General features: G+C 40.1%; 23 protein-coding genes. 20 read left to right on the top strand and 3 right to left on the bottom strand.

Annotated features, from left to right (window positions below; all coding sequences use genetic code 11):
- Positions 1-50: 50 nt before the first annotated feature.
- Both R50345_RS15860 and R50345_RS15855 read right to left on the bottom strand, forming a co-directional pair.
- The gene (locus tag R50345_RS15860) at positions 51-368 is read right to left on the bottom strand and encodes a DUF4190 domain-containing protein (RefSeq protein WP_042128086.1); all 318 of its coding nucleotides are present in this window, start codon (positions 366-368) and stop codon (positions 51-53) included.
- Between the two features lie 24 nt (positions 369-392).
- On the bottom strand, positions 393-1,172 hold the full coding sequence (locus R50345_RS15855) for a GNAT family N-acetyltransferase (RefSeq protein ID WP_042128083.1): 780 nt from the start codon (positions 1,170-1,172) through the stop codon (positions 393-395).
- 176 nt (positions 1,173-1,348) lie between these two features.
- Here R50345_RS15855 and R50345_RS15850 point away from each other — a divergent pair, with 176 nt between their 5' ends.
- Positions 1,349-2,572, top strand: a complete 1,224-nt coding sequence (locus tag R50345_RS15850; RefSeq protein ID WP_042128081.1) for an MFS transporter — start codon at positions 1,349-1,351, stop codon at positions 2,570-2,572.
- Positions 2,569-3,093 carry a GrpB family protein gene (locus R50345_RS15845; RefSeq protein ID WP_042128079.1) on the top strand — a complete coding sequence of 175 codons (525 nt, stop codon included), beginning with the start codon at positions 2,569-2,571 and terminating at the stop codon, positions 3,091-3,093. The genes R50345_RS15850 and R50345_RS15845 overlap by 4 nt, the downstream gene beginning before the upstream one ends.
- A gap of 11 nt (positions 3,094-3,104) precedes the next feature.
- Here R50345_RS15845 and R50345_RS15840 read toward each other — a convergent pair whose 3' ends face one another.
- The gene (locus R50345_RS15840) at positions 3,105-3,968 is read right to left on the bottom strand and encodes an AraC family transcriptional regulator (protein WP_042128078.1); all 864 of its coding nucleotides are present in this window, start codon (positions 3,966-3,968) and stop codon (positions 3,105-3,107) included.
- Between the two features lie 254 nt (positions 3,969-4,222).
- Here R50345_RS15840 and R50345_RS15835 point away from each other — a divergent pair, with 254 nt between their 5' ends.
- The 18 genes from R50345_RS15835 (at position 4,223) to R50345_RS15750 (ending at position 18,202) form a co-directional block, all read left to right on the top strand.
- Positions 4,223-5,521 carry an alpha-glucosidase/alpha-galactosidase gene (locus R50345_RS15835; protein WP_042128076.1) on the top strand — a complete coding sequence of 433 codons (1,299 nt, stop codon included), beginning with the start codon at positions 4,223-4,225 and terminating at the stop codon, positions 5,519-5,521.
- 128 nt (positions 5,522-5,649) lie between these two features.
- Positions 5,650-6,327 carry a M14 family metallopeptidase gene (locus tag R50345_RS15830; RefSeq protein ID WP_042128074.1) on the top strand — a complete coding sequence of 226 codons (678 nt, stop codon included), beginning with the start codon at positions 5,650-5,652 and terminating at the stop codon, positions 6,325-6,327.
- A 159-nt stretch (positions 6,328-6,486) separates the two neighbouring features.
- Complete coding sequence (locus tag R50345_RS15825) at positions 6,487-6,867, top strand: GntR family transcriptional regulator (protein WP_042128072.1); 381 nt, start codon at positions 6,487-6,489, stop codon at positions 6,865-6,867.
- Positions 6,864-7,733, top strand: coding sequence for an ABC transporter ATP-binding protein (locus R50345_RS15820; RefSeq protein ID WP_042128071.1), 870 nt, complete (start codon positions 6,864-6,866; stop codon positions 7,731-7,733). Before R50345_RS15825 ends, R50345_RS15820 begins: the two co-directional genes overlap by 4 nt.
- Entirely contained in the window at positions 7,726-8,361 is a 636-nt protein-coding gene (locus R50345_RS32440) for an ABC-2 transporter permease (protein WP_042128070.1), read from the top strand. The genes R50345_RS15820 and R50345_RS32440 overlap by 8 nt, the downstream gene beginning before the upstream one ends.
- Positions 8,362-8,378: 17 nt before the next feature.
- Positions 8,379-9,017: an ABC-2 transporter permease gene (locus R50345_RS15810; protein ID WP_042128068.1), complete on the top strand. Its 639-nt coding sequence runs from the start codon at positions 8,379-8,381 to the stop codon at positions 9,015-9,017.
- An 83-nt stretch (positions 9,018-9,100) separates the two neighbouring features.
- A complete protein-coding gene (locus R50345_RS15805; RefSeq protein ID WP_042128066.1) occupies positions 9,101-10,198 on the top strand; it encodes a HAMP domain-containing sensor histidine kinase in 1,098 nt (365 codons plus the stop codon).
- 146 nt (positions 10,199-10,344) lie between these two features.
- Positions 10,345-10,761 (top strand): MarR family winged helix-turn-helix transcriptional regulator, encoded by a 417-nt coding sequence (locus R50345_RS15800; RefSeq protein WP_231573785.1) that lies wholly within the window; start codon positions 10,345-10,347, stop codon positions 10,759-10,761.
- 61 nt (positions 10,762-10,822) lie between these two features.
- Positions 10,823-11,047, top strand: a complete 225-nt coding sequence (locus R50345_RS15795; protein WP_042128064.1) for a DUF896 domain-containing protein — start codon at positions 10,823-10,825, stop codon at positions 11,045-11,047.
- Positions 11,048-11,325: 278 nt separating this feature from the next.
- The gene (locus tag R50345_RS15790) at positions 11,326-12,264 is read left to right on the top strand and encodes an alpha/beta fold hydrolase (protein WP_042128062.1); all 939 of its coding nucleotides are present in this window, start codon (positions 11,326-11,328) and stop codon (positions 12,262-12,264) included.
- Between the two features lie 148 nt (positions 12,265-12,412).
- Positions 12,413-14,290, top strand: coding sequence for an asparagine synthase (glutamine-hydrolyzing) (gene asnB, locus R50345_RS15785; protein WP_042128060.1), 1,878 nt, complete (start codon positions 12,413-12,415; stop codon positions 14,288-14,290).
- A 206-nt stretch (positions 14,291-14,496) separates the two neighbouring features.
- Positions 14,497-14,757, top strand: a complete 261-nt coding sequence (locus tag R50345_RS15780) for a metal-sensitive transcriptional regulator (RefSeq protein ID WP_042128058.1) — start codon at positions 14,497-14,499, stop codon at positions 14,755-14,757.
- A 61-nt stretch (positions 14,758-14,818) separates the two neighbouring features.
- Positions 14,819-15,298, top strand: coding sequence for a DsrE/DsrF/DrsH-like family protein (locus tag R50345_RS15775; protein ID WP_042128056.1), 480 nt, complete (start codon positions 14,819-14,821; stop codon positions 15,296-15,298).
- A 12-nt stretch (positions 15,299-15,310) separates the two neighbouring features.
- Positions 15,311-15,658 (top strand): rhodanese-like domain-containing protein, encoded by a 348-nt coding sequence (locus tag R50345_RS15770; RefSeq protein ID WP_042128054.1) that lies wholly within the window; start codon positions 15,311-15,313, stop codon positions 15,656-15,658.
- Between the two features lie 5 nt (positions 15,659-15,663).
- Positions 15,664-15,960 carry a rhodanese-like domain-containing protein gene (locus tag R50345_RS15765; protein ID WP_042128052.1) on the top strand — a complete coding sequence of 99 codons (297 nt, stop codon included), beginning with the start codon at positions 15,664-15,666 and terminating at the stop codon, positions 15,958-15,960.
- A gap of 51 nt (positions 15,961-16,011) precedes the next feature.
- The gene (locus tag R50345_RS15760) at positions 16,012-16,575 is read left to right on the top strand and encodes a sulfurtransferase TusA family protein (RefSeq protein WP_042128050.1); all 564 of its coding nucleotides are present in this window, start codon (positions 16,012-16,014) and stop codon (positions 16,573-16,575) included.
- A 17-nt stretch (positions 16,576-16,592) separates the two neighbouring features.
- Positions 16,593-16,988: a DsrE/DsrF/DrsH-like family protein gene (locus R50345_RS15755; RefSeq protein ID WP_042128048.1), complete on the top strand. Its 396-nt coding sequence runs from the start codon at positions 16,593-16,595 to the stop codon at positions 16,986-16,988.
- Positions 16,989-17,068: 80 nt separating this feature from the next.
- A complete protein-coding gene (locus tag R50345_RS15750) occupies positions 17,069-18,202 on the top strand; it encodes an MBL fold metallo-hydrolase (protein ID WP_042128046.1) in 1,134 nt (377 codons plus the stop codon).
- The last annotated feature ends 20 nt before the right edge of the window (positions 18,203-18,222 follow it).

Here is an 18,222-nt window from a genome sequence, read left to right as displayed (position 1 = left end):
AGGATCTCAACAGCCATTCGGTGGGCTACAGAGATCCTTTTATGTGTGGATTAGTAAGAGGGGTAACTGGCTGCTGCGTATACAAACAAAAGAAAAAGTAAAATTAATATGGCGTAAAGTAGAGTGCCGACAATACCACATACCAATCCCGCGATAGCTAAACCTCTTCCTTGCTCATACCGTATCCGGATTTCCTTTAGGGAGAGGGCAGAAAGTATAATTGCTACAATCCCTAACAAAAATCCGATATAAGGAACGATTATGGAGAGGACACCTAAGACGAATCCGGCAATTGACTTGCCATTCATTGGTGTAGGTGGGGGCGGCGGTGGGAAATAGTTTTGTTGCTCGTTCGGTTGGTAGCTCATTCAAATCACCTCCAATCAAGCAAGTTATTGGATGTAGTTAATCCAGTGTTCAAGCTGTACACAAGGAACGAGTCCAATGGATTCAGCTAATCGGATGGACGCATGATTGGTTTCAAGCACATGATAGCGTGGAATAAACCCATGTTCTAATGTTTCTTGTAGGGCTGTTCGGACCACCTTTTTCGCGTACCCATTTCTTTGAGCGGATTCTAAAGTATGTACTGCACCGATTTCCCATATGGTCTCTTCATTACGGAACGCTAAGCAAGTACTGATTGGATTGTTCCCTAGGAAGATTGACACGGAAAAAGCACCAGTTTGAAAATAGTCTTCTATTTCGTCTTTAGTGTAATGGTTAGCAGCCCACAGCGGAAGTAATCTGTCATCAACCGCATGACTGATAACAACTTCTTCGTCTTTCGGAAAGATTTGTCCCTCCGTTGTACTATATGAGTAGAACCCTCGGACTTTCTCCATTGAAAAATGTGAAGATAATGCCTCCCTGTACCTCAGATCTTGCAGTTTAAAAACAAACATTGCTTGCGAAGGCAGCAGCTGAAATAGAGCCGGAAATACATCTGGGCTGCTGTAATCCATAAATACAATGTAATCCGCTTGAGGATATACTCTATGATCATATGCGTAGGCTGAGGCAGGAAGAAGCAATAAAACGCCCCATTGATCTCCTTGCTCTACCAGATGTGTCTTCATGACTTCTTGAAATGAGGTTATCATCTTTAACAAACTGACATTCTTCAATGGTTCCTTGCGCAATTTGAGCAAAATTCGGTCATTCTGGTTCATGTTATTTACTCCTCGCTCTATGTATTTCACTTTATATTGTACTTATGTAGATAATGTATCTGGGGATGATTATTAAATCGCAGAAAGACGTTAGCTTGACAGTGACTGCTATAATGTATTAGGAAAATAAAGCTTGCTGTTTGATGCAGCATACGTAATCGGAGGCACAGAATTTCATGACACAATCTATCACACCCGCTGCAGTTCGTTTAGGAGGAGGCCTAACCAAGCAATTCATACTTATATTAGCCATTGCATCTGGTTTAAGCGTCGCAAATATGTATTACAATCAGCCCCTTCTGGCCGATATCGGACGAACTTTTCAAGCTTCATCTAACGCAGTAGGATATGTATCGATGCTTACTCAGATCGGTTATGCGCTAGGGATGTTACTCTTTGTTCCGTTAGGCGACATTCGTGAACGAAGAACATTAATTTCGGGACTTTTAATTGCTGTATCCCTGTCATTGGTTGGTTTCGCCACAGCCCAAAACCTAGTCTGGATGTATATCGCCAGTTTTGCTATTGGTATAACTACGGTAGTGCCGCAGGTCATCATTCCGCTCTCAGCAGAGCTCGCTTTGCCAGAAGAACGAGGTGAAGTTATTGGAACCGTAATGAGCGGGTTATTTTTTGGCATTTTGCTGGCAAGAACAATATCCGGAATTATAGGCGATATGTTCGGCTGGAGAGCGATGTACTGGATTGCTGCAGTTATAATGCTATTGTTATCTCTTATCTTATACCAACTAATTCCAAAGACGAAACCAGAAAATAATTCATCCTACACGGATCTACTGAAATCAATGGGAAACTTGATTCGTAGATATTCGACGTTACGTGAAGCATCACTGATTGGGGCTTGCATGTTTGGTGGCTTCAGTGTGTTTTGGACTTCACTGGCATTCTTTTTGGAAGGAGAACCTTACCACTACAGTAGTTCTATCACAGGATTGTTTGGGTTAATTGGTGTAGCAGGTGCTGCGGGTGCTCCATTTATCGGGAGGTTAGCCGACAGGATCGCTCCGAAGAAGATTGTAGGTATACTGCTGTTGCTTACATTGATTGCTTACGGATTCTTCGGCTTAGCTGGAATTACAATCTGGAGCTTGATTGCCGGCGTTATTATTCTGGATCTTGGAGTACAAGGGTCACAGGTTAGTAACCAAACGCGGATCTATGCACTTGAGCCCGCGGCACGCAGCCGTATTAATACTGTTTTTATGGTCAGTACTTTTACAGGTGGCGCAATTGGATCAACACTAGGAAGCTTTGCATGGCAGCATTGGGGCTGGAGTGGTGTCTGCTTGATGGGTGGAATGCTAATTGTAGCCGCTTTATGCATATGGTTAGTCTATAGAGGAATTGAGAAGAAGGCATTACACACAGGAGGTGCATGAGTATCGCTCAGAAGACGAAAGTCGTAGAAGTTGTCCCGTATGACTCAGAGTGGAAGGTAGAGTTCAATAAAATTAGAGATCAGTTGTTATCTTATGTCGGAGATCTCATTATTACGATTGAACATGTGGGCAGCACCTCCATTGAAGGACTCGCTGCTAAACCTATCATAGATCTTGATCTTGTAATGGATAGTTACGAAGTATTCCCACAAATCATTGAACGATTACAACTGCATGGATATGAACATCAAGGGAACTTGGGAATAGAGGGCAGAGAAGCCTTCAAAAGACGTCAAGCGGATGAATTTATGAAATATCATCTGTATGTATGCCCTAAGAATGGAAAAGGGTACTTGGAGCATATCGCATTCAGAGACTATCTTCGTTCGAATGTGCCTGCGCGTCAAGCGTACGCAGAGCTCAAACAGCGTTTGGCAGAGCAATACCGCTACGATATTGATGCTTACTGTGAAGCGAAGACAGCGTTTGTCACCTCGATTTTATCCAAAGTCATAAAATAACCCATGAGCAATCATGTACCAGAACGAAGATGATATCGAAATTCACTGGGGGACATGCCGCTCCACTTACGGAACTGCTTGGAGAAATATAACGCATCATTAAAACCGACCGAAGAGGATATCTGGTCGATGGTGAGCGTTCCTCCAAGCAGTTCCTTTGCTTTATCCATGCGAACCTTTAACAAATACTGCTTGGGTGACATCCCGATCTTTTGTTTAAAAGCCTTAGAGAGATGAGCTCTATGATAACCAAGAGAGGACGCCATGTGATCGATACTGATCTGTTGATGAAATTGGAGAGAGATCCAGCGGATCGCTTGATTGATCTGACGGTCGATAACATCCGGTAATTGTGCGGATTTAGGGGTGAGCGAACCTATGTTCGCAAGACCGAATTTATGCACCAAAAGGCGCAGCCACCCAGAAGCCTCCAAACTTTCCAACCTTGGATAGGCAGACTGTTGAAAGGAAAATCGAATATGTTCATACAAGTTATGTATCTCTATTAGGTTATCTAAGTGTATTAACGGCTTATCCGGTGTAATCCCCGCTTCCTTTAATAGCTGTTGAACGGCATCCCCTTGCAAGGCGACCCATACGTAAGTCCAAGGCTGTTCCATGTCTGCCTGATAACTGAATAATGCCCCTGGGAAAATAACAAAGGTATCTCCCGTACCACATACATGAGATTTACTTCCACTCTGAAACACCCCCTTTCCATCCAATACGGTATGTATAAGGAAGTAATCGTGAACAGAAGGCCCCATCTTATGTCCCGGGACCGGGTTACCTTCTCCGCTAAACAATACAGTTAGGTCGATTTCATCAGGAGCAAGATTAAACCCTGCTGTGAAATGATAATGCTCTGAAGCCATTTGCTTCTGACCTCCTATACGTGATTTGAATTACATTTAGATTATAGGATGGACCACATAAATGCAACAAATATCCATATATGAATTGTATTTCTCCATACTCATTGAGATCGCTCTCATTTATAGTGAATAGTGAAGAGAGAGTTGGATACCCTCTGATATTCTAGTGTTTATAAGGAAAATCCATCAAGGTTGTCGCAGTCATTAGCGAAGTCGTGACCGTACAACTCACTATCTAAGGAGGATTATTTCATATGTCGAAAATTACATTTATCGGAGCGGGTAGTACTGTATTTGCGAAGAACGTTTTAGGAGATTGCATGAGAACTCCAGCCCTTCAAGGCTTTGAGCTTGCTTTATTTGATATTGATCTTCAGCGCCTAAAAGATTCCGAGAATATGCTGAGTAATATAAAAGAAAGTAGTGGCAGCACTTGTATCGTGAAATCTTATACAGATCGTAAAGAAGCATTGCGCGGAGCGAAATATGTGATTAATGCAATTCAGGTCGGGGGGTACGACCCTTGTACCATTACAGACTTTGAAATTCCGAAAAAATATGGCTTGCGTCAGACGATTGCAGACACGGTTGGTATTGGCGGCATCTTCCGTAACTTGCGTACTATTCCTGTCATGCTTGATTTTGCTGCAGATGTAAGAGAGGTTTGCCCAGATGCACTCTTTATGAACTACACGAACCCAATGGCAGTACTGACCAATGTGATGAACACTTATGGTGGTGTAAAGACTGTGGGTTTATGTCATAGTGTACAGCATTGTATTCCAGGCTTATTTGAGCATCTAGAACTGGATCAGACTGGTGTACAGGCTAAGATTGCCGGGATTAACCATATGGCTTGGCTACTCGAGGTTACGAAGGACGGAGAGGACTTATATCCGGAAATCAAACGACGCGCTGCCGAGAAGCAGAAAGAGCACCACGGGGATATGGTACGATATGAAATGATGCTCAAATTTGGTTATTACATTACAGAGTCTTCGGAACATAACGCAGAATATCATCCTTATTTTATTAAACGCAATTACCCTGAGCTTATCGAACGGTTTCAAATTCCGCTCGACGAGTATCCGCGCCGCTGTGTAGATCAAATTGAACGCTGGCAGCATATGCGTGAAGAACTGGTGAATAACAAAGAGCTTGAGCATGAACGTTCACATGAATACGCGTCCTACATCATGGAAGCGATCGAAACGAATGTGCCTTTCAAAATAGGCGGTAATGTTATGAATACCGGACTCATCACCAATTTGCCGAAAGAAGCCTGTGTTGAAGTCCCATGCCTAGTAGACAGCAGTGGTGTTACGCCAACCTTCGTAGGAGATCTTCCTCCACAGTGCGCCGCACTGAATCGTACGAACATTAATACACAATTGTTAACGATCGAAGCAGCGATTACTCATAAGAAGGAGCATATTTATCACGCAGCCATGCTTGATCCGCACACTGCCGCTGAATTATCGATGGATGACATTACAAATATGTGTGATGAACTAATCACAGCTCATGGAGATTGGTTGCCGGCGTATAAATAAATTGCATATTTCTAAAATTTTAAAGCCTAAAGCCTGAGAAATCAGGCTTTTTTTGCTTATCTGTCTAGGACAACTGGGGGACATCGGAATACACATATATGGACACCTAAATGCGGAGGTGAAGCGTGATGATCATTGAGAACTATACCTTAGCATCGTCCACATCCCATGCCACCCCTTATTATGTGATCAGAGGCGGGCTCCCTGGTCCTGTGTTTATGGTGGTGTCCGGCATACACGGGAATGAAACGGCAAGCATTCGTGCCGCTCAAAACCTCGTGAATCGCTTAAGACAAGGAGAACTATATATTTACAGGGGGACTCTTATAATTGTTCCTCTCATGAATCAAAAAGCTTATCGCAAACGAATTCGAGGCATACCGGATTTGAACCGAACATTTCCACGCACTCGATATGCATCTGCCAAACATCCTTTATCCGTAGCCTTGCTTCAATTAGTACGGCGTTATCACCCTACCTGGTACCTTGATCTCCATGAAGCTAATGGTTTGTCTCAAAGAAATCATAAGCGGCTCGGTCAGACTATCATCATTAAGCCGGGGAGCCGAGGTACGGCTACAGCAAGACGTATCATAAAAGACATTAACCGTACGATCACTAATACATCCTATCATTTTAATATCCGTTTACGAGAGCGTCCCGGATCATCGCGTGCAGCCGTCTCTCGTATTTTAGGAGCGAAGGCATTTACTGTGGAAACCTGCTGGAGTCTTGATCGTGACCTACGTATTCGCTATCAGATAGATATTGTTAGCCGCTTTTTAAGAAGTGCTGGGTTGATGTGATGATGATTAGAGACGTTGATTGCCAAGCAAGCTGACCCTGAGTTCATGGGAATCGGCTTGTTTTTGTTGACTTGAAAGATCATTGACAACAATGAGTATAGTGTATATATTACATATATACATTGATTACACATAAACTAGGAGTGAGGGCACGAGTTCATGAACATATTGATATCCAACACTTCCGGTGAACCCATCTATGCACAGATTGTAAGTCAGATCCGCCAGATGATCCTGCAAGGAGAGTTAGTCTCAGGTACGCCTTTACCTTCTATTCGGCTGTTAGCCAAAGAGCTGCAGATTAGCGTAATCACAACGAAACGAGCTTACGAAGAACTGGAGAGAGAAGGCCTTATCAATTCTATTGTGGGAAAAGGCTCCTTTGTTTCTGGTGCAGATCAGGAGTTTATTCGGGAACAACGGTTACGGATCATGGAGAACAGAATGAAGGAAATTATCGACGAGAGTAAAATGTTAGGGATTGATTTTGCTGAGTTTAGTGAGATGTTGAAATTGCTTTATGAGGAGGAGACAGAATGAAAGAAGTCATTCAATTGAATCAAATCTCTAAAAAATATGGCCATTTTAGCCTATGCGAACTTACGTTCGGTATTAAGGAAGGATATATAACGGGGCTAATAGGACCCAATGGAGCCGGAAAAACAACTTTAATTAAAATGATGATGGGTATGGTACAACCCGACCAAGGAAGTATCGAGATTTTTGGCAAAGAAACATCCATAAAGAACGCAAAATACAAAGATCGAATTGGGTATGTTTCCGATGAGAACTATTTTTACGATCAATTAACCATCAATCAGATGAGTAAGATGATTGCTCCCTTTTATAGTCGGTGGGATCAAGAAACGTATAGGAAATACATAGAGATGTTCAAGCTTTCCCCGCGGAAAAAGATTAAGGAGCTCTCCAAAGGAATGAAAATGAAGTATTCGCTCGCCATTGCCTTATCACATGATGCAGATCTACTTATTATGGATGAACCTACTGCAGGTCTTGATCCTATATTCCGAAGAGAACTGCTTGATCTGCTTAGTGAGCATATTCAGGATGAGAAGAAGTCTATTCTTTTCTCCACGCATAATACGACGGATTTGGACCGGATCGCGGACTATATTGTTTTTGTGAATGAGGGGCGACTAGTTTTTAATGAGATGAAAGAATCTCTACCTAACAAATACATGCTGATAAAAGGTAACAAGGAGTTACTTGATCGAGATGTACGAAAATGGTTCATTGGGCTTAGAGAGACGGAGGTTGGTTTCGAGGGTCTTCTGAACAATTGCTCGGAGGGGGAACACTTCTTTAGAGATCATGCCATATGCGAAACACCTACCCTGGAAGAAATCATGTATTTTACGGTAAAGGGAAACGCTTTGTATGTTTAATCTCTTTTTGCTGATCAGAAAAGACTTTATCCTCCTGCGGAATTTCATTCCTATCTTTCTCTTAAGTATCTTGTTCATCGCATATGTTCAACTGGATAACTCCAGCATGTTTGCTACATTTCAATCTTTGCTGTTGCTCGTATACTCCTGTTCTATGGATGCACAGAATAACAACACAAAGTTTGTGATAGGTTTACCAGTTAGACGGCAAGAGATTGTCTTGGCTAAATACTTATCACTTGTTCCTTATTGTTTCATTGGTTTGGTTTGCTCGTTAGCTTTGTTTCTAATTTCCCTTTCATTTGGATATTCCATAAGCCCGGTTTATTGGATAGGGGTATCTTTAACGTTACTTATGATTCCTTTGACTGTGTCTATTTATTTGCCGATTCATTATTGGCTTGGTTACAAAAACTATTACTTCAATATCCTTTTTAATGTAGTTATAACGATAACCACCCTAAACGCTGGATCTTCACTCTCAAATTCATCAGTTTTCTCGACAATAACCCATTTAAAGCTGCAAGATCATCTGGTTCCGATTGGTTTGATAGGGATCGTTTACCTATTCATCTTGTACTTCTCATATAAGATTTCACTACGATTGTTTAGCAAGGAAGAGTTATAAGCTAAGGAGGACTTAAAGTGTATCATTCATTTTATCTTGTTCAAAAAGACTTCATTCTTCTGCGTAAATTTCTGATGCTGCTAATCCCTTTCTTTATCTTTATAGCTTATTCGAACTATCATAGCTTCAGTTTATTTACGGTCATGCCACCTATGCTGTTATTGATCAGCTCTTGTTCTATGGATACTCAGCAGTCGACGCAACGGTTTCTCGTTAATCTCCCTGTACGGAGACAGGAGCTAGTCCGTGCCAAATACTTCTCAATCCTTCCATATGCGCTTGTTGGGCTGTCAGCAACTGCCTTTACGTATCTTCTGATTATTATGACAGGTAAACAAGTAACTCCTTATTTTTGGCAAGAGGTTGGTATTGCGATATCTATTTTTCCACTCCTCGCCATGCTTTATTTACCGATTCATTACTGGTTAGGGGCAAAAGGAACGCAAGTGGTTAATCTCGTATTTATGATGATTATAATGGTTGTTCCGAATGTGATCGGAAGTTTGCTTCAATGGTTTCCTGACCTAGAGAACTGGCAGAGTTTTGGCATGAAGTCTAGCTTTATTCTTTATATCATACTAGGACTGGCTTACTTGTTCTTACTTAGTTGTTCTTATCTTATTTCATTGCGGATTTTTGAAAAAAAGGATTTCTGATTCTAATGATTTGAGATTTAGATTGAATTCATATACCATTATCACTACAAAGATAAATACTGTAGGGGAAGGGTATACATCCAATGCCTAAAATGATTTATAGTTTTCGTACAAAAATGATAATGCTGCTGGCTGCCAGTATGCTAGTATCCGGCGGAATAACCTTTTTAATCTATAAAGCGCTCCAGCGGTATTATCACTCTGAGGTGAAGTTTGAGAATCCACTAACCAAAGTTCGCTATGTAATAAGAGATATTGGAGATGTGAATACATTTTTAATTATCTTTGTCCCATTAGCCATCTTATTCTTCTTCTTATTCACTAAGCCGTATGCAAGATACTTCAAGGAGATCTCTAAGGGAATTCATCAGCTTGCGTCAGGTGATTTCACAGAACGAGTCGATATTCCCTCCAAAGATGAATTTGGGATGATTGGACAAGATCTCAATCTAGCCATTGAGAATATGCAAGAAGCTATTGAGCGGGGAGACATTGCCGAGAGCAGTAAAGATCAACTCGTGTTGAACCTGGCGCATGATTTGCGTACACCCCTAACCTCGGTTATCGGCTATTTGGATTTTATTTTGAAAGACAATCAATTAACCCCTGAACAGACCAGGCATTACACGACGATTGCTTATACCAAATCTCAACGTTTAGAAAAATTGATTGATGAGCTGTTTGAAATTACAAGAATGAATTATGGCAAGCTTAAGCTTGAGAAATCCTCGATTGATCTCAGTGAGCTTCTCTTACAATTAAATGAAGAATTATATCCAGTCTTTGAGAAAAATGGCCTAACCTCCAGATTGGATATGACGCAACCTCTGATGATTTACGGTGACGGGGAATTGTTAGCACGTGTATTTGAGAACCTTCTTACAAATGCGGCCCGATACGGAAGCGATGGTCAATTTGTTGATATTCACGGTTACTTGGACGCTAACGAGGTAGTCGTTGAAGTAATTAACTATGGAAATTGTATTGAGCCGGAAGAGCTGCCACGTATTTTTGATATGTTTTACACGGGTGATCGTGCACGAACACATCCAACAGGAAGTACAGGACTAGGCTTGTTTATTACTAAAAATATAGTAGAGCAGCATAATGGAACCGTCTCTGCGCATAGCAGTGTGGTACGGACAATCTTTGAAGTACGGCTTCCGCAAAACAGTAATTGAAGACCATTTTTATATCATAAAGTGCCAAACTAAAGAGGATTCGTTGGTGGGGGATAGCAAAAGATCGTCAACCTTTGAAATCCTCTTAAAAACATGATATAATTAGCTTGCTAATTAATTTGTAAAGTGGCTCGGGGGAACAAGCTGTGATTGAAGATGAGATAAGAGAACTACTGGATATAATTTCAGCGGAAATGCGTAGAGATTATGCTGCGCTGCTTAGAGAATATAATCTTCATGTAGGTCAAGAACAGTTATTATGCCGGTTATGGAAATCAGATGGAATGACACAGATACAGTTAAGTGAAAGTCTGAATTGTGAGCCTCCAACGATCACGAATATGGTGAAATCACTTGAGAATCATGGGTTTGTTGTTCGAAAAAGAGATTCTGAAGATGGCAGAGTAAGCCGAGTGTATCTAACTTCAGCCGGACGTAATCTGTGTGAACCTGTAGAACGTATATGGAATAAGCAACTGGATAAATTATTAACAGGAATTCTACCCGAAGAACGTTTATTATTAAGAAGGCTTATGAAACAAATGGCGAATAATTTATCTTAACCTGGAACTGCGCATCACATCCATTAGCAAGCTAATCAAAACTTAGAAAAGAGGAATATAGATGATTAACAGTTTGACTCGTATTAATGAACTAGCCAGGAAAGAACGTGAAGAAGGCCTGACAAAAAGTGAATGGGTCGAGCAGATCGCTTTGCGTGAAGATTACCTACGTGAAATACGTGGACAAGTTCGTAACAGTCTTTCAGGAGTGACGATTGTAGATCCTGAGGGAAATGATGTTACGCCTGAAAAGATTCGTTTATCGCGTAAAGAAAGCTTGAACTAATCCTTATCTAATGAAGTGAATGTACACCTTTAGAATATCGTTGAATGGTCCTTTGGGCTAATCAGCGAATCTCTAAAGGTGTTTTTTTGTTATCCATGAACGGAATAGGGAACATAATTATAACAGTTATCTTAACGGAATCTTAATTGAATTTCGTTAGCTGATGCTGAAAGTTAAGGTCCAATTAATCTTGTGTTTCACAGGATCTAAGACTGCATTGCTACAATGAAATGGACAGATGAGAAGAAATAAATAAGTGGGGGAGCGGGATTTAACAGATGAAAAAGGCATTTTTCTTTTTACTTAAAGCAATTGGAGTAATAACCATAGCTATAGTGCTATTTCTAGCCATTGTTTTTACAGTCAATGTGATCTGCAACAAATTGGAGAAAAGTAAAATCGAGCCCTATGGTCAGCTTGTACCTGTAGACGGGAAGAACATGAACGTTACGATTCATGGAAATGGTGAAGAGACGGTCGTATTATTACCAGGATACGGAACTGCAGCGCCAGGTATTGATTTTAAGCCATTAGTTGACGAGTTATCTCCATTTTACAGAGTGGTTGTCATTGAGCCTTTTGGTTATGGGTTAAGTGATATCACTGAAAAAGAACGAAGTATTGAAAATATTGTGAGTGAAGTACATGAATGCTTGCAACAATTAAATATAGACCGTTATATTCTGATGGGACACTCCATATCCGGAATTTATGCTCTAGACTATGTGAACAAATACAAAAACGAAGTTAGTGCATTCGTGGGGATTGACAGCAGTGTACCGGCACAAGGAGCAGGCGAGGAGCTTCCAACTGCAGCCTTAAAATCACTTAAACAATCAGGCATCTTCAGATTGCTGGTTAAACTCGCTCCTGATCAAATCATTACACCACCAGGTGTTGATGATGAAACCAAAGAACAAAATAGAATGATTACGCTTAAAAACATGATGAACCCAAACATCATTAGCGAAGCAGATCATTTCCCGAGCAACTTCAATGCCGCTGAAACTTTAAAGTTCCCCAAAGATCTACCTGTAATGTTCTTCTTAGTAAAAGATAATTCGGATGTTGAAGGCTGGGAAGCTTTACATGAAGAACAGATCAAAGATTCTTTACATGGGAAGATGCTGCTGCTTGAAGGCGATCATTATTTACACCATACTAAATCGAAAGAAATCGTGGAGAATTTCAGAAGCTTCATGAGTGAAATAAAATAAGAGTGAATGAGAAAACGTCGAACGATTCATTTAATGAATTGTTCGACGTTTTTTTATATGAATGACATGCAATAAAAAATGATGATTGATCAATGCAATTGTGGGCATTCTAAACCTTAATCTTTAGTATAGGAAGGACTACAATCGTATGTGCGGAATAGCAGGAATATTAAAATATAATGGACAACCCCCACATGAAGAAACCTTAAAACAAATGACAGGGGCAATGAACCACCGAGGTCCTAATCATGAGGGTGTATGGCTTGATTCTCGAATTGGGCTGGGTTTTCGTAGATTATCCGTTATAGATTTACGTGATGGCAATCAACCGATGACGAATGAAGATCGTACCCTTTGGATTGTTTTTAATGGTGAAATCTATAACTATAAAACACTACGAGATCAGCTTAAGCAAAAGGGACACCACTTTCAAACGCAATCAGATACAGAGGTTATCGTGCATTTATTTGAGGAATATGGTAAGGACTGTGTCCATCATTTACGCGGAATGTTTAGTTTTGCGATTTGGGATGTTAAGGAACAGACTCTTTTTGCTGCTAGAGATCATTTTGGCATCAAGCCTTTTTATTATTACAAAGATGAGAATAACCTTTTATTTGCTTCGGAAATCAAAAGCATCCTTGCAGTGCAAGGGGTGCCCAGAAAGCTACAGTATCAAAGTTTATTTAGCTACTTAACTTTTCAGTATGTGCCGCAACCGGATACGATGTTTGAACATATTCATAAATTAGGACCTGCAGAGCGTGTATTTGTTAACTCGGATGGTGAAATGAAGATCGAGAAATATTGGGAGCCCCATTTTCATCCGGTAAAACGATCTTTAGCAGACTATGCGGAAGAAATTCAGTGGAAATTGAAAGAGTCAGTAAACCTTCATTTACAAAGTGATGTGAATAGAGGGTGTTTTTTATCTAGTGGAATTGACTCCACAGCTATAGCTGCAATGATGAAAGCAGAAGAATCAACCAAAACCTTTTCGATTGGATTTGAAGGGGTGAACAATGAAACGATCATTGCCAATCAAACCGCAGCCAAGCTGGGGACAGATCATTATTTCCACATCCTATCGGCAAAAGACTTTTTTGAGAGTATAGCGAAGACCGTATGGCATCTAGATGAGCCTGTCGCGGATCCTTCCGCCATTGCGCTCTATCATCTTAATCAGCTTGCAAAAGAACATGTAACGGTTGTCCTATCAGGGGAAGGCGCTGATGAATTATTCGGAGGATACAGAATCTATAAAGAACCAGATGCATTAAGACCCATCACATGGATGCCCAACTTCATAAAGGATTCGTTACGTAAATCATTGTCTATATATCCGTATCATTTTTATGGAAAGAACTATTTACTTCGGGGGCTGACACCTTTAGAGGAACGTTTTTTCGGTAATGCTAATATCTTTAACAAAAGCGGAAAGATGAACTTGCTCCACGAATCGATACACGCTCAAAATAGCTTTTTACATCCCACGGATATCGTTAAGCCTTTTTATGATAAGACAGTACACCTAGACCCTACGACAAGAATGCAGTTTATTGATATGAATTTTTGGTTGCCTGGCGATATTTTGTCAAAAGCAGATAAGCTGTCCATGGCGCATTCGTTAGAATTAAGAGTACCGTTTTTAGATAAAGAGGTTTTCGAAACAGCTAGTAAAATTCCTGTATCCAATCGAATTGGCAACAAAACAACAAAACTTGCTTTGCGTAAAGCTATGGAAGGAATCGTTCCGGATGCTATCGTGAATCGCCCAAAATTAGGATTTCCCGTACCGATTCGTGATTGGCTTAAGACCCCAATTTCGGATATAATGTTTGAGCAAATACGCTATAGCGGTATTGAAGAAATCTTTAATATGAATATCGTCGAAGAGATGTTTAATCAGCATAAGAGTAATAAAGGTGACTATTCACGTAGAATATGGTTAATTTATATTTTTTCCGTGTGGCACACTCTTTTTATAAAAGAAGATCTGAAGCCATTAAGCGGTGCTGCATTGTAATGGCATCGACGATATTGCAACGATGATTACGATGGGGGGGGGGCTAATGGACCTCCGCAATCGAATCAATGAAATCCTACCCAGCGTAAACCAATTGTGAAATAGTACAAATTTAAGTAAAATAGCTATTGACTTCATACCCCATAGGGTATAGAATAAGTTTTGTAAGAACGTTAGCGAATATTAATAAAGAAGGGAGTGTGTGTATGACATACGACAGCAAAGTGATAAATCGTGTCAAACGTATGGAAGGTCAAATAAGAGGCATCTTACGTATGATGGATGAAGGTAAAAATTGCAAAGAAGTCATTACACAACTTTCCGCTGTAAGATCTGGATTAGATCATACGATTGGTGTCATTGTAAGTGAAAATCTTGTAGAATGTGTGCAAAACGCGGAAGGCGATCAATCTATAATGAATGATTCTATTCAAGAAGCAGTTAATCTACTCGTAAAAAGCCGATAATTTTCGGCTTTATATTTTTAGTAAATTTATACCCCTACCAGTATGGGTAAAGGAGCGCGAAATGGAAAAGAAAAGAACGACGATTGTATTATTTAGTGGAGACTATGATAAGGCGATGGCTGCTTATATTATTGCAAATGGTGCTGCGGCTTATGATCATGAAGTAACCATCTTCCACACATTTTGGGGAATTAATGCAGTGCGTAAACAATCACCCGTTGAAGTGAAAAAAGGATTTTTAGAAAAAATGTTCGGTATGATGATGCCACGCGGCGCTGAACAACTAAGCCTTTCCAAAATGCAAATGCTTGGTATGGGTCCGAAAATGATCAAGCATGTCATGAAAAAGCATAATACGTTGACATTAACACAACTCATTGATATGGCCCAGGAGCAAGAGATTAAGCTAATAACCTGTACGATGACGATGGATTTATTGGGTTTACAAAAGGAAGAATTATTGGATGGTGTTCAGTATGCGGGTGTAGCAGCATATCTGGCTGATGCAGAAAATGGAAATGTCAATCTATTTATCGGCTAAGGGAGGTGAATAATGGAGGCAGCAATTGTTATTGGTATCCTCATGTTATTTATTATTTGGCGCAAGTTACCATCAAAAGGCGTAAAGAGGATTACTGCCCAGCAGCTGAAGACGATATTAACTGACAAAGATAAAGTATTCATCGATGTTCGAACTCCAGGTGAATACAGTGGTCGTCATATAGTCCAGTTCAAAAATGTTCCACTTGGTTCTGACTTGTCAAAGTTACCTAGAGGTAAGGATATAGTCGTCATTTGCCAAAGTGGAATGCGAAGTAATCAAGCATGTAAACAATTAAAGAAATTAGGATACGATAACGTTACTAATGTCCATGGTGGCATGAATGCGTGGAAAGGATGAGTGGAATGAAAGAGATTACCGTTCAAGAAGTTCAAGAAAGCATAAAAAATGGGGAAAAGCTAAATCTAATCGATGTTCGTGAGGTTGCTGAAGTACAAGAAGATCACATTCCTGGAATTATCAATATTCCATTAGGTTTACTTGAGTTTCGCTTACAAGAGTTAAACAAAAACACACCATATATTATCATATGTCGTTCAGGTGGACGTAGTGGGCAAGCTACAGAATTTCTAACTTATCACGGCTATGACGCTACAAATATGGTCGGTGGTATGCTGGCCTTTAAAGGTAATGTTGAATAGCTTTAAAATATCATTCAAAAATAAACGATAGAGTTTTAGGAGGGTTTCAGAATGGCAGTTAAAGCGGATGTTATGTTAGATGCAAAAGGTCTAGCATGTCCAATGCCAATCGTGAAAACGAAAAAGGCAATGAACAATTTAGAAGAGGGTCAAATATTAGAGGTGCAAGCGACAGATAAAGGATCTAAAGCCGATCTTGCAGCTTGGTCAGAAACTGTTGGTCATCAATATATTGGTACAACAGAAGATGGAGATGTGTTATTTCATTACATTCGTAAATGTTCAAATGACGCAATGGTAGAAAAGACACATGAGCAGATCATAGATAATGAAGAGTTAGTTTCGCGTGCAGCAAATGGTGGATATATTCTGGATGTACGTGAAGAGGCAGAATATGCATTTGGTCATATTGAAGGCGCAAATTCAATACCAATGGGTGAACTTGAATCTCGTATGAATGAGCTTGATAAAAATCAAGAAATATATGTGGTTTGTCGTACTGGCAAACGCAGTGATCTCGCAGCACAAAAGCTTGCAAACCATGGATTTGAAAAAGTGTATAACGTCTTGCCAGGTATGACAGGTTGGACTGGCGACTTAACAACATCAATATAAGTTATGGAGGGTTAAATATGTCAAACAAAGTAGCAATTATCGCAAGTAACGGTGGTATATTCGACGCCTATAAAGTATTTAATATCGCAACAGCAGCAGCAGCTTCAGATAAAGAAGTAGCTATTTTCTTCACATTTGAAGGGCTAAATTTGATTCATAAGCAAGGAATGCATGGGCTTTCCATGCCAGCTGGTAAAGAATTTATGGCCGAAGGATTAGCTAAAGCGAATGTTCCAGCGATTCCTCAATTAGTTGAAATGGCACAAGAGCTGGGTGTAAAATTCATTGCTTGCCAGATGACTATGGATGTTATGAGTCTAACAAAGGATGACTTTGTAGATGGTATTGAAGTGGGTGGAGCCGTTACATTCCTTGAATTTGCCAAAGATGCCGCTCCATCATTAACTTTTTAGAGTAAAAGCAATGACTTAGTGAGGGATTTATTCTCTCACTAAAAAAATAACAAAATTTATACCTATGGGGGTATTTAAAGATGACAGTAATGAAATGGACAGCAGCAGATGTTGCTCGTAAAGTAATTGAAAATCAATCATTATTCATTTTGGACGTACGTAATGCAGATGCATTTGAAGACTGGAAAATTGAAGGACATCAATTCGAATATCTTAATATTCCTTATTTCGAATTATTAGATGGTGTAGAGGGTATTTTACCTCAAATTCCAACCGACAGAGATATATTAGTTGTTTGTGCTAAAGAAGGCTCCTCGATTATGGTGGCTGAAATGTTGAATGAAGCGAGTGCTGCTCTATCTGTTAGTTATTTAGAAGGCGGTATGAAATCTTGGAGCAGTTATTTAGAGCCAATAAAAGTAGCTGATCTTTCTGGTAGTGGTGAATTATATCAATTCGTACGTCTTGGAAAAGGTTGTCTTTCCTATATGGTAATTTCTGAGGGTGAAGCAGCACTTATTGATGCCGTCAGATTTACGGATGTATTCACAAGCTTTGCAGAAGAAAAAAATGTAAAAATAAAACACGTATTCGATACGCATCTACATGCTGATCATATTTCAGGCGGGCGTTCTATTGCAGAGGCTACGGGTGCAACATACTACTTACCTTCGAAAGATGCAGAAGAAGTCGTGTTCGATTATACACCTCTTGAGGATGGATTAACGGTTCAAATCGGTGCTTCTAACATTGATGTAGGTGCACTTTACTCGCCAGGTCATACGATCGGATCAACTTCTTTTGTAGTAGACGATAAGTATCTATTGACGGGTGATATTCTATTCATCGATTCCATTGGTCGTCCTGACCTTGCTGGTCTTGCGGAGGATTGGGTAGGAGATCTTCGTGAAACATTATATCGTCGTTATAGAGAACTAGCTGAGGACTTAATTGTTCTACCCGCACATTTTATGATCATTGATGAATTGAATGAAGACGGGACGGTTGCCAAACGATTAGGTGATTTGCTGTCTGAAAATCATGGTTTGAATATTGAAGATGAGAGTGAATTCCGCAGTATAGTAACTGATAATTTACCACCACAACCGAATGCTTATCAACAAATTCGTCAAGTGAATATGGGGAAAATCACTCCGGATTATGATGAACAAACCGAAATGGAAATTGGTCCAAACCGTTGTGCAGTTCGTTAATTCATTAATATGATCTAAGC

Origin of the sequence: Paenibacillus sp. FSL R5-0345 (genome assembly GCF_000758585.1) — a bacterium.
Classification (GTDB): Bacteria; Bacillota; Bacilli; order Paenibacillales; family Paenibacillaceae; genus Paenibacillus_AQ.
The sequence above is the reverse complement of the archived record's forward strand: the minus strand, read 5'-3'. Positions and strand labels throughout refer to the sequence as shown.